Annotated in this window: 12 protein-coding genes; 8 read left to right on the top strand and 4 right to left on the bottom strand. The window is 37.0% G+C overall.

Annotated elements, in window-relative coordinates; translation table 11 throughout:
• Positions 1-8: 8 nt before the first annotated feature.
• Genes nreA through nreC form a run of 3 tightly spaced genes read left to right on the top strand, consistent with a single transcriptional unit; the run spans position 9 to position 2,174 of the window.
• Positions 9-473, top strand: a complete 465-nt coding sequence (gene nreA, locus NXS11_RS04355; RefSeq protein ID WP_259199288.1) for a nitrate respiration regulation accessory nitrate sensor NreA — start codon at positions 9-11, stop codon at positions 471-473.
• On the top strand, positions 470-1,510 hold the full coding sequence (locus NXS11_RS04350) for a sensor histidine kinase (RefSeq protein WP_259199287.1): 1,041 nt from the start codon (positions 470-472) through the stop codon (positions 1,508-1,510). The genes nreA and NXS11_RS04350 overlap by 4 nt, the downstream gene beginning before the upstream one ends.
• Positions 1,511-1,523: 13 nt before the next feature.
• Entirely contained in the window at positions 1,524-2,174 is a 651-nt protein-coding gene (gene nreC, locus NXS11_RS04345; RefSeq protein WP_259199286.1) for a nitrate respiration regulation response regulator NreC, read from the top strand.
• Positions 2,175-2,290: 116 nt separating this feature from the next.
• Here the strand turns inward: nreC and NXS11_RS04340 are convergent, their stop codons facing one another.
• Both NXS11_RS04340 and NXS11_RS04335 read right to left on the bottom strand, forming a co-directional pair.
• On the bottom strand, positions 2,291-2,863 hold the full coding sequence (locus tag NXS11_RS04340; RefSeq protein ID WP_259199285.1) for an LPXTG cell wall anchor domain-containing protein: 573 nt from the start codon (positions 2,861-2,863) through the stop codon (positions 2,291-2,293).
• A 14-nt stretch (positions 2,864-2,877) separates the two neighbouring features.
• Positions 2,878-4,365, bottom strand: coding sequence for a trypsin-like serine peptidase (locus NXS11_RS04335; RefSeq protein ID WP_259199284.1), 1,488 nt, complete (start codon positions 4,363-4,365; stop codon positions 2,878-2,880).
• A 510-nt stretch (positions 4,366-4,875) separates the two neighbouring features.
• Here NXS11_RS04335 and NXS11_RS04330 point away from each other — a divergent pair.
• On the top strand, positions 4,876-6,036 hold the full coding sequence (locus tag NXS11_RS04330) for a nitrate/nitrite transporter (RefSeq protein WP_259199283.1): 1,161 nt from the start codon (positions 4,876-4,878) through the stop codon (positions 6,034-6,036).
• A gap of 66 nt (positions 6,037-6,102) precedes the next feature.
• Here NXS11_RS04330 and NXS11_RS04325 read toward each other — a convergent pair whose 3' ends face one another.
• The gene (locus NXS11_RS04325) at positions 6,103-7,698 is read right to left on the bottom strand and encodes a M20/M25/M40 family metallo-hydrolase (RefSeq protein WP_259199281.1); all 1,596 of its coding nucleotides are present in this window, start codon (positions 7,696-7,698) and stop codon (positions 6,103-6,105) included.
• A gap of 191 nt (positions 7,699-7,889) precedes the next feature.
• Here NXS11_RS04325 and NXS11_RS04320 point away from each other — a divergent pair, with 191 nt between their 5' ends.
• From NXS11_RS04320 to NXS11_RS04310, 3 genes are all read left to right on the top strand, one after another.
• Positions 7,890-8,246, top strand: a complete 357-nt coding sequence (locus tag NXS11_RS04320; RefSeq protein ID WP_259199280.1) for a DUF3139 domain-containing protein — start codon at positions 7,890-7,892, stop codon at positions 8,244-8,246.
• Positions 8,247-8,530: 284 nt separating this feature from the next.
• Positions 8,531-9,601, top strand: a complete 1,071-nt coding sequence (locus tag NXS11_RS04315) for a M42 family metallopeptidase (RefSeq protein ID WP_259199279.1) — start codon at positions 8,531-8,533, stop codon at positions 9,599-9,601.
• Positions 9,602-9,740: 139 nt separating this feature from the next.
• A complete protein-coding gene (locus NXS11_RS04310; protein ID WP_259199278.1) occupies positions 9,741-10,643 on the top strand; it encodes an EamA family transporter in 903 nt (300 codons plus the stop codon).
• Between the two features lie 62 nt (positions 10,644-10,705).
• Here NXS11_RS04310 and NXS11_RS04305 read toward each other — a convergent pair whose 3' ends face one another.
• Positions 10,706-11,053, bottom strand: a complete 348-nt coding sequence (locus NXS11_RS04305) for a DUF4889 domain-containing protein (protein WP_259199276.1) — start codon at positions 11,051-11,053, stop codon at positions 10,706-10,708.
• Positions 11,054-11,363: 310 nt separating this feature from the next.
• On the opposite strand from NXS11_RS04305, the gene NXS11_RS04300 reads away from it, so the two are divergent.
• Positions 11,364-12,566, top strand: coding sequence for a CynX/NimT family MFS transporter (locus NXS11_RS04300; protein WP_259199274.1), 1,203 nt, complete (start codon positions 11,364-11,366; stop codon positions 12,564-12,566).
• Positions 12,567-12,569: the final 3 nt, after the last annotated feature.

Raw genomic sequence — 12,569 nt, 5'->3', positions numbered from 1 at the left:
TGATGACCGTGAACCAGATTGATTTTTCACAACATGATTATCAAAGAGAGTTGGATGGATTACGTCAAAAATATCAATTTGACTTTGCTGGTATCGCATTATCTACAGAAAATCATGTTGGCACGAAGATCAAATGGAGATACGTGTCAGGCAACTTGAATGAAAGATATCGACGCATCGAGCTACGTTATGGACGCGGTGTCGCGGGTAATGTTATGAAAACAGGGAAGCCAATGATGATTCATGATGCGAGTGAACAGCAAATTCAAAGCACGTTGTTTAATTATCCAATACTGATTAGTGAACAGCTTACTTCGATAATTGCAATACCACTTTGGCATCATCACCGTGTCAAAGGTGTGTTGTTATTCGGTCAACGTGATGGAACCCCGTTACCCAAGATTGCGAGAGACATCTCTCAAATTAGAGGAATTGGTAGTTTAACAAGTGAGGATAAGGTGATGCCATCATGACACAACAACTAAGTGAGCTTTCAACATTTTTAAATGCATATTACCATCAAACATCTGAAATGATTATTTTTATAGATGCTGATGGTAAGGTGATTTATATGAATGAAGCTGCCGAACGTGTCATATCACCGGAGAATGATTTAAGTGGTATTTCGAACACGATTTGTGGACATTGTGAAGGTTATACGAATGAGCATGCGTTACAGACGTGTAATAACTGCTTTCTAAAATCAGAGGATATTGATAGTACAGCATTTCAAGTATTTATGAAAACAACAAGTAATAAGGTAGAACCATTCACTGCGACATATCAAACGATTGATGAAGAGAATCAGATCAAGGCGTTTACCTTGCAAAATGTGACACCGCAATTACAGCGACAAGAGAAGTTATATCAGCGCAATATGATACAAAAAACAATTGCTGCACAAGAGAATGAACGCAAACGCATTTCACGAGAGTTACATGACGGCGTCGTTCAAGAATTGATTAATGTAAATGTGGAGTTGCGTCTACTAAAGTACCAACAAGAGATGGGGACATTGCTCGATGGTGCGAAAAACATCGAAAGACTAATGACGAAACTGATTGATGATATTCGTAACTTATCGTTAGAACTTAGACCCTCGTCACTTGATGATTTGGGGTTAGATGCAGCGTTTAAGTCTTATTTCAAGCAACTCGAACTGAACTATGGATTGGTCGTGAACTATCACTTTGATATGCTGCCACAGCGTTTCGACAGTGAGATTGAAACAGTTGTGTATCGTGTTGTACAAGAAGCGGTATTCAATGCGATGAAATATGCAGGTGTGGACGCTGTGGATGTTTCCGTCAGAAGAACAGCAGATACTTTATATGCTGAAGTGTCTGATCAAGGGTGTGGATTCGAGCCAAGCGATTCACCAAAAGGTTCTGGACTAGGTCTTTATGGCATGAACGAACGAGCTGAACTGGTTAATGGGCACCTAGATATCGAAACACAAAAAGGCAAAGGTACAATTGTGTCACTTGATGTACCGATTAACCAAAAGTGAGGAGAATAAGCGCATGAAAATTGTAATTGCAGATGATCACGCGGTAGTACGCACAGGTTTTTCGATGATTTTGAACTTTCAAGAGGATATGGAAGTCGTTGGAACGGCTGCAGATGGGGTAGAAGCATATCAGAAAGTGATGGAGCATGAACCTGACGTACTGATTATGGACTTGAGTATGCCGCCGGGAGAATCAGGATTAATTGCAACGAGTAAAATACGGGATAGCTTTCCTGATACCAAAATATTAATTCTCACGATGTTTGACGATGAAGAATATCTGTTTCATGTCTTGAGAAGTGGAGCGAATGGTTATATTTTAAAAAATGCACCGGATGAACAGTTATTATTGGCAATCAGAACTGTCTATAAAGGGCAAACATATATTGATCCAAAAATGACGACATCATTGGTGAAAGAATTTGTACAGTCTTCTAGTGACGATGCTTACTCAAATGATCCCTTTAAAATACTGTCTAAGAGAGAACTAGAAATTCTCCCATTGATTGCGAAGGGTTATGGTAATAAGGATATTGCTGAAAAACTTTTTGTATCTGTTAAGACTGTCGAAGCGCATAAAACACGTATCATGGATAAGCTTGATTTGAAATCTAAACCAGAGCTTGTCGAATATGCGTTGAAAAAGAAATTACTTGATTTTTAAATAGATAAAAGCGATTTTGGGAGTGGTCACACAAGCGAGATTGCTTTTTTATTTACGCAAAAACACCCCGACATAACAAGTAGAAAGCATCGACTTGCAACATTGGGGTGATGATATTATTTTGATTTTGATAAGGATGTAACTGGACGATAAGCTAAAAGTGCGCCGCCCAATAGAATGAAACCAAAGATAGCAAGTGGTGATGTCTGTGTATCAGTTCCTGTATTTGGTAATTCTTTTAATTTTGTGTGTGATGACGAAGGTGATTGAGTAGGTTCTTGTTGAGATATATTATTATCTGTTGCAGGTGTCACTTGTTGTGCAGGTGTCTGAACGGGTGTCTTTGGTACAACATGATTGGTTGCTGAATTTTGTGGGCTATTAGAATCGGTAAAATCTGTTGGTGGATTCATAGACCATTTTTTAGGAGTTGTTTTAAAAACAAATCCATTACAATGATCGAATGGAACACCTTGAACAGTTGTAGTGTCATTTTGTGTAGAAGAAGGTAATTGCGTGTTTGCTATATTATCTGTTTGTAATTCATCCTCGCTTTCAATAATACAAGCGCCATTAGCGTCTGTTGGTAGATTTGATAAAGGATCAAAATTATCAGCAAAAGTATTACTTGCTATTCCGGCAAAAGTAGCTGTTGCTAATAAAGAGACAGCAATTGTTTTTTTGAACATCATTTTCACTCCTTTTATTTAGTAGCTTGACTATTAACATAACCAATCCACTTGTTGTTTCTGTCATACAAAGAATAATACTTAGCACCATTTCCAAGTGTGTATACGTATTTTGCTTTTAGCGTCTGGTTGTAGTATTTTGAGGTAAGCCCTAGATTCTTATTCCAGAAAAAGTTTCCCCAGACTGCATAATTTTTTGAAACGATTCGTACATCTTTGTCTAACTTTACAGCGATTAAGTCTGTTGTATCGACTTTATTAAAATAGCCGAGGAAGTTATCACGATGATCGAATAAAGATAAATATCTTTGCCCATTTGGATGAATGTATTCATTTTTAGCAATACATACTCTACCTAATGTGAGACTTTTATCGTTAACTCGGTCATGGATTTTTAAGTCTTTCCATACGATAATTTTAGATTTTGAAATAGTGACCTTTTTATCGTACTTTAACTCTTGTATCTCACCAATCCATTGTTTGATAAGTGCTAATTTTTCTTTATTTATACGTGTGCCCAAGTTGTATTCATCAGGTCCAGCAGACCCAGCAGTGTGAACACCTATAATCAAATTTTGATCATTTAAAATAGGGCTGCCACTTTCACCATTAAATGTATCCACATCATAATAAAGGTTATGTTGTGTGGTTTTTAATAGCCTGCCTTTTCCGGAATATAGTGTATTAGATTCTTTATCACCAGGATAACCGGCAATTTGTAGTGTCTGATTGAGTGAGGTATCTTGAGAAAAAGAAAAAAATCCAGTTTTATTCCCCAAATCATTATTTAACTTTAATACAGCAAAATCATATTCTTTAGACGCAGAATTTATCCACTCTTTTGGAACAAACTTTTGAATAACTGTTGCTGTTCCTAAAGGGAGTTTTCCTTGAGCACCAGCAATGACAGTTATTTGTTCAGCAAAACTCTTAGTTGCAAAATCATAAACATTATGTGCCGCTGTTAAAACTGTATTTTTATTAATCATTGCCCCGGTACCCTTTGCAGAGAAGTTATTAAAATGCATTTTTAGAAGTACGATTTTTTTGTAGGGATCAGCTAAGTAATTTTTAACAGCTATTCGACTGTCTTGACCAATAACTTTTTCATCAGATAAAGAAGAGTCATTTGTTGTAAAGATAGGTTGTACTTCAGAATTTTCCGTCGCTACAGATGAGTCACTAACAGTATATATTTCTGAATTTTCTGTATTTTCGATTATATTAATTGCTGATGTAGTACTGTCAGTAGCTTCAACTACTTCAGGGATATCATCATTTGTTTCAGTGTCTTTTTCTGCTACTTCTTCAGGAATATTATAATTTGTTTCGCTGTCTTCTTCCGTGGCTTCAGGAATGTCATGATTTGTTGGTGTTGCAATAACTGTTGTTTCAGTTGATTCTAAAATAGTATCATCTTGCTCTGCATAAGTGATATGTCCAGTATTGAATAAGTAAAGTGTTGTAAGAATGCTCAATGTCGTAAATACTTTTTTGAACATGGTTAATCCTCCTTTCTTGAATATTACTCATCTCTCTATGTAATTGAGTTGTTAACAATAAAATAGCATGTTTTATCTGAAATGTACATTTCTTTTATAGAATATTTTTTACAGCTAAGCGTGCTATTGAAAAAATAACGGTAAAAATTGATGTGAAAAGATATATAACTTATTATCTCTAGTGATTTATAGTTTTAGAGTATAACGATTTTATTTCAATGAATTATATGGCGTTGTGTTTACAATTGTTTGCATGCACATGAATAAGCAAAACATCTCGTTGTCCATGACATAGCGCATGGATAGACTTTTCCATTTTGAAATAGCCTAAAAATGTTCTATTTGTGTCTGTTTTGTGTTAGGGGATACTCCTTTAGCGGTATAGGGTAAGTCCTTATGTTATGTATTTCACAATCACGTTACACTGAGAATGAACAAACGTATCAAAAGTAAATAGTAGAATAATTCTTTTGATATCAGAGATCTATTAAAGAAAAAGGTGAATCAATTATGGATAAATCAAAGGCTGGTTTACAGTTGGGACTTCAAACACTCAGCTTAGTTGCTGGATTCATGGCATGGACAATTATTGCACCGTTAATGCCGTTTATTTCCCAGGACATTGATATAACAAGTGGTCAATTATCAATTATTTTAGCAATTCCGGTTATTTTAGGTTCGGTATTGCGTGTGCCGTTTGGTTATTTAACAAATATCGTCGGTGCGAAATGGGTGTTTTTCACAAGCTTTATCGTATTGCTTGTGCCAATCTTCTTATTAAGTCAAGCAGCGACACCAGGTAACTTGATGTTTGCTGGGTTCTTCCTAGGTGTCGGCGGTGCAATTTTCTCAGTGGGTGTAACGTCTATTCCTAAATACTTTGCAAAAGATAAAGTGGGGCTTGCAAATGGTATTTATGGCATGGGGAACTTAGGAACAGCTGTATCAGCGTTTTTAGCACCACCAATTGCTGGTATTATCGGTTGGCAAAACACTGTTAGAAGTTATTTGGTCGTGATGGCCGTATTTGCAGTTATTATGTTCTTACTTGGTGACGGTAATGAACCCAAATTAAAAGTACCATTAGTAGAACAATCACGTAAACTATTAGGTAACTACAAGTTGTACTACACAAGTTTCTGGTATTTTATTACATTCGGTGCGTTTGTAGCATTCGGTCTATTCTTACCTAACTTCTTAGTAGAACACTTCGGCGTAGACAAAGTAGATGCTGGTATTCGCACGGGTGTATTTATCGCATTAGCAACGTTCTTACGTCCAGTCGGTGGTATGTTAGGTGATAAATTCGACGCTGTTACAATGTTAAAAGTATTCTTCTCATTAATGATTGTCGGTGCTTTAATTATTGGTCTATCTAATGGTATGGTATTATTCACAGTTGGCTGTTTGACAGTAAGTGTTTGTGCCGGTATCGGGAATGGCTTAATCTTTAAGCTTGTACCACACTATTTTGCGAAAGAAGCAGGTGTGGCAAACGGTATTGTTTCAATGATGGGAGGTCTCGGCGGATTCTTTCCACCACTTGTTATTTCAGCAGTGACCTCAATGACAGGAAGCAGTAACATGGCATTTATCTTCCTAGCTGTCTTCGGTGTCATTGCCTTATTCACAATGTTTAATTTATCAAAACGTGAAAAAACAGTAGCATAAAATAATAGAATGTAAAAAGACATTGTATTGGTCAAAATTGTAGTCAATACAATGTCTTTTTGATACTTATAAAAAGTGCTGTTTAATGATAGTTGACAAAATAACAGGTAGTTCTTCAAAAGCACTTTTTGTATGAATGCGTTCTGTCACTTTGTGTGCGTCTTTACCAATAGGACCACAGTTCATCATTGGTGCCTGAATAGCTTCAATCGCTTCGAATGGAATTGTGTATGTTTTATTAAAAACAGGGGTATTATCTGCATAAGCTTCAAAGCCCGATCCATTAGGTGATGGTGCGACATAGCTTAGATCACTAATACCATTGAAGTAATGAATGCGCTTTGATTTACGATTGAACTGCGCTTGTAATGTAGCATCAATGGTCTCACTAATGCGCTCAGTTAAAGGATGATAAGAGGCATTAGTCGCCGGATAATATGGGGGTGCAAAGAATGTTACAACTGTTGGACCTAACTCACGGCATAAACGCATTAAAGCATCGACCACTACGATAGATTGCATATGTGGTTCCGCTTCAATCTGAATATGTGTATGAATGATTTCATTCACTTTCTCTTGACCATAATGTTCAATGGCATATTGCAACAGCTTATCATAGGTTATTAACTGCATATCAAATGCTGTACCACCTGTTGTTGCAATACGTTGTTGATAGGTGGATAGACCTTTATTCATACCGTCAGTCACCGCATTATTGAAGTTAGCGAAAAGTTCGTTCGCATTACGTTTAAACAAGAACATATTGAAAAGTGCAACCGAGCGGAAGGGTGTTTGCACATCATAGTGTTGCTTAATATCTGTAACTCGTAAACTGACGGGCAGAGGTGTTTCCTCTATTTCAAAATACTCTTGAAAACGTGTGTGATATTCTATTTCCTGTTGAATATAACTTAAAATAAAATTTGAACTCAATCCATTAGCAGGCGTACCTACATGTGTTTCGCATCCATAAACGAGTACGCCCGGCATAATCTTACCGATAGATCCTGTATAGTGATAATGATTCGTATCATGATGTGCTTGTTGGAAAGTTGGCTCACTGTTCAGATGTAAAGCGATAGACAAGTCATATCGGTCACAGAGTTGAGCTAAATACGTAACAGCAGCATGCATGCCTTTTGAAGTGACTTCCTCGTCTGGGACTGTCATCAAAATAAGGTTGACTTCCCATTGTTCAATGATAGCTTGTTCGATAAGTGACATATGTAACATGAGACCTGGCTTCATGTCCATAGAGCCACGACCAAATAAATAGTCACCTGAATGCAAATCATCTTGACTCATTTGATCTAAATAACGCATATCTTGTTGAAATTTTGTAGTGAGTTGATCCATATCAAATGCGTAGGGTTGAAAGGGACCGTAGTCCTCAATTCCAACAGTATCATAATGGCTAATCAATGTAATTGTTTGAGTGGCTTGTGGTGAATGGTAAAATGCCATGACTGCATGACGGGCATCATCTGTTTCCACAAGAGATATGTATTCGGAATGTTGTTGAAAGTATGGGAGTTGCATCAGTAAGTCACGAACCATCATTGGAAAAGTTGTTTCACCATGAGAATGTGTGACGCTAGGATGTGCTACAAGTTGTTTAAGTAAAGCTGCGCGACTATCAGGTGTCTGCCAAAATGTGTGCATCAGCAGTCCCCCTTTCTTAAATGTAGTAAAATAATTACTATCATTATTGTAAAGGTTTTCATCATTGTTGCACAAATGATTTGATAACATGATTGAGTTCTGACGATTATGTGACGTGGAGAAGAGTTAATACTGAAAACGTTTGAATTATGGTAAGATGTATCATATATATCAAGTTGGAGGCGTGCGCCATGTTTAAAAAAATTATGGGGTTTATATTAGCAGCTATTGTATTATTTATTCTCGTTGGGGCAGGATTTTTTGGTTACAAAGGCTATCAAAAGAGTCAAAATTTAAAGTTAATCGACCAATATTTAACAGAGCAACATTTAGATAAGAAAATAATTAAGGAAAAAGAAGAATATGATCCGCGTAAAGGTATTTTCTATAAAGAACTTACATTAGAAGGTGATGAGAAAAACACATATATTGCCCAACCGATTCATTTAAAGCGAGGGCTTTTCTTACAAGGATTCAATACAGAGACGAAAAAGCACGATAAGAAGGCAAAATATAACTTCTTTGATGATAACTATAAAATGAAATAAACATCAGAAAATCTTAACGAGACATTTGTTCGGCATGTTTTGTTGAGATTTTTTGTATCTATTAGACAGTGGGGCATTAAATAGAAAATACTGTTCAAAGTGTGGGGAATGACGTAGTAGCAGAAGTTGTCGTAAAATATGTTTTTTTCATAACTGCTCAGCTTTGTTGAGGTGGGACAACGGTATTTTTTAGCAACATGAGATTTCTGTTTCACTCCCTAATATACAAAATATTATGTCTTTTGGTATCATAAAAAGAAAAGAATATAAGGGGTGTATAAATGATGACAGAAACAAAGAAATTATTAAAGCACTTAACCGATCTTGATGGTATTGCTGGCCATGAATATGATGTCAAAAAGGCAATGATTGCGTTGCTTGAGCCAAATAGTGATGAGATGATTTATGATAATCTTGGCGGTGTCTTTGGGAAAAAAGCTTCTCAAAAAGGGCAACGTACGATTATGATTGCAGGTCATTTAGATGAAATTGGTTTTATGGTGACAAAGATTGACGATAACGGTTTTATTAAATTCACGCCGATTGGTGGTTGGTGGAATCAAGTAATGTTGTCGCAAAAGGTGACGATTACAACGGATGAGGGTAAAAAAATTCGTGGTATTATCGGTTCCAAACCACCACACGTGTTAGGGGTGGAAGAGCGCAACAAACCTGTCGATATCAAAAATATGTTTATTGATGTTGGTGCGCACGATAAGGCAGAAGTCGAAGCGGCAGGTATCGAGATTGGTAATATGATTACACCGTATTCTGAATTTGAAACATTATTAAATGATGATTATATGACAGCGAAAGCATTCGACAATCGTTTCGGCTGTGCACTTGCAGTTGATGTGATGGCAGCATTGAAAGAGGACACATTAGATGTCAACTTAGTGGCAGGTGCCAATGTTCAAGAAGAAGTCGGTTTGCGTGGTGCACAAGTTGCTACACATAAAATTAAACCTGACCTTGCCATTGCTGTTGATGTTGGTGTTGCATATGATACACCGGGTATGACAGATGGCGATGTAAAGTTAGGTGAAGGCCCATTAGTATTAAATATGGATGCAAGTAACATTGGTCATGTTGGATTGATACGACATATCAAAAAGGTTGCTAAAGCACACGGCATTCAATTGCAATGGGATTCATTACCAGGCGGAGGCACAGATGCAGGCAATATTCATAAATCACTAGACGGCGTCCCATCTGTTGCATTATCCGTGCCACTTCGTTATATGCACTCAAACGTTTCAGTTATGAGCCAATCAGACTATCAACAAGCAGTCAAACTTGTAGCTGAAGTCGTTAAATCTTTAACGGATGAAGTAGTTGAAAATATTATTTGGTAAGTTATTGCTGGGAAAACTTTGTTGTGTGGTTAAAAGACACAGCAAGGTTTTTCTATTTATGATAGCAGAAAATAAAGATTGTATGATATAGAAAAAACATGTTAGATTGATAAAAATGGCGTAGAACGGGAGGAAACATATGACGTTACAACATCAAAAGCGCTGGATTGGTTATATACTCGTGATTATTAGTGCTACATTTTGGGGTGTAGGTGGGACTGTGTCACAATGGTTATTTCAACAGGAAAACATCGACGTCACCTGGTTTGTAGCGGTAAGGTTAGCTATATCTGGCTTGTTGTTAATAATGGTGTCCTTTATAACGCAAGGTAAGAAAGTCTTGTTGATTTGGAGGGATAAGCGTGCAGCGATACAAATCATTATTTATGGTATTTTTGGTATGCTAGCTGTTCAATATACCTTTATGTCAGCAATCAATTATGGAAATGCGGCAGTAGCGACATTGTTACAATACATAGGCCCTATTTTTATTATTGCTTATTTAGTTATAAGGAAAGTAACAAATTTTGGTGTCAAAGAGGCATTAGCTATTCTATTCGCATTATTAGGCACATACTTATTGTTAACCAACGGGCATGTTGAAAACTTGCAAGTCCCAAAGCGTGCTATTATTTGGGGATTATTATCAGCCATTGCATTGGCGTTTTACACAGTTTATCCAGTTAGATTACTTGCACGCTGGGGGTCATTGAATGTCGTTGGTTGGGGAATGTTTATTGGTGGGAGTGCATTGAGTTTTATTCACCCGCCATGGCAAGTTTCATTAGCAGAATGGTCATTTCAGACACATGCACTTTTTTGGTTTGCGATAGTTTTTGGAACGATGATTGCCTTTTGGTTTTACATTGATAGTTTGCATTATTTATTTCCACATGAAGCGAGCTTGTTAGGCACGATTGAGCCACTGATGGCATTACTTACATCAATCGTGTGGCTAGATGTATCTTTTGGCGCGTGGCAACTCTTAGGTGTCGTATTTATCATTCTCATGGTTATCGTCTTGTCCGTAGTAAAAAAATAACAAGAATCGGTTAAGTAATCGATTCTTGTATAAAATATTAATATTTGTTATTTACGTATGTTTTAGTGATTATGCATATGCATTTCATGAATTTTCATCATGAGACCATGTGGAACATCATCGTGTTCTACAATTTCTTGTTTGACGAATTCATGATCTCCACCTTTTTTAGCAGTGAGCATCACGAAGTCTCCTTTATGTGGTTTGAAATGCTCGTCTGGTGTAAGTGTTACATGCTCTTCAACTTCGCCTGTTGAAGCGTTAACGATCTTCTCAGCTGTTGTATCATCCATCATGTAGCCATAGTAAGTTTCTTTTTGGCTAGACACCATAATAGCGATAACAATGCCGACTGTTACAACTAACATCACTACAATAATAGCAATACCCAATGTTTGTTTTTGTTTCATCTATTTATAGACTCCTTTATGTAAAGATACCTTTATTGTAACTAAAGAAAACGGATACAGAAAGTAGAAAATCAAATGAATTCGTGACAAAATTGTGACGAAAGATAGAAGATTAGCAGAAAAATAGACATAAAGTGAGAAAAATAAGGTGGAAAACAATACCTGTCTTAGGTGGCATAAGGACATATTATTGGGTAGTTATCTTCGTATATTATAGGAATTATAGTGGATAGATTGTATGTAACTTATGCGTAAAAGTGACGATTGATTATGATAAGATAAAGCTATATATGAACTGGAGGATTTGTTAATGACCAACCAATTGCAAGGAAGACGTATTCAAGATCAATGGCTGTTAGTAATTGGTATTGTGCTTATTGCAGGAACGTTGCGTGCCCCCTTAACAGCCGTTGGGCCCGTTATCGATAATATTAAAGCAGATTTACATATTAATAATGGTGTGGCAGGGTTAATCACGACGATACCGTTGATTATTTTTGGCATTTTTTCACCATTGGCTTCCAAAGTATTGGAGCGCTATGCGATGCCGCACGTCTTGTTCTATGCTGTATTGCTGACGATTGTTGGACTTGTCTTACGTGTGAGTGGTGGCGTTGTAACCTTTTTTATTGGAACAGTCGTCTTAGGTATTGCGATTGCATTTGGCAATGTGACGTTGCCCGCATATGCCAAGTGGCGTTTTCCATTACAGATTGGTTTGATTACAGGAATTTATAGTGCAACGATGAACTTTACAGCAGGACTGGGTGGTGGCTTGAGCTATCCATTATCAACATTATCTTCCTTATCTTATCGGTTGTCGTTAGCATTTTGGGTCGTGATAGCTGTAAGTGCGGTGTTGGTATGGTTACCACAACTTAAGAAAACGGATGAGAGTATGGAGACTATAAGTTCCGATACAGAAGTCAATCAGAAATCTGTAAAAATCTATCGTTCTAAGATGGCGTGGGCAGTTGCATTAATGATGGCTTTCCAATCTATGATGTTTTACAGTATTGTTGCATGGTATCCATCTATTTTAGTGGGTAAAGGGATTGCGCCTGAGTCAGCAGGATATTTTTTAATGCTGAATCAATTTGCACAATTGCCTATGACGTTTACATTCCCAATTATTGCGGCGCGCATGCAGAGCCAACGTGTGCTGGTCTATATTATTGTAGCGTTGATGGGGATAGGATTTAGTTTACTTTTTACGGAGCAATACTGGTTGCTAATCTTTGCGATGGTTTTCACTGGGATGGGTATTGGCGCATGTTTTAGTGTGTGTATGACATTGTTTTCAATTCGTGCTAAGACAACGCAGGTTAGTATGGCACTCTCTGGATTTGGTCAATCTGTAGGTTACTGGATTGCAGCTGTCGGTCCATTTTTAATTGGTATTGTTTACGATCTATGTCATACATGGTCTGTTGTGATTATGATGATGTTGACAATGAATGCCATGGTCTTAATATTCGGCTGGTATGCAACAAAAAATGAATATATCGAGTAAATA

Origin of the sequence: Staphylococcus americanisciuri (genome assembly GCF_024814435.1) — a bacterium.
Classification (GTDB): Bacteria; Bacillota; Bacilli; order Staphylococcales; family Staphylococcaceae; genus Staphylococcus; species Staphylococcus americanisciuri.
Note: the sequence above shows the minus strand (reverse complement) of the source record. Positions and strands in the feature narration are given on the sequence as shown.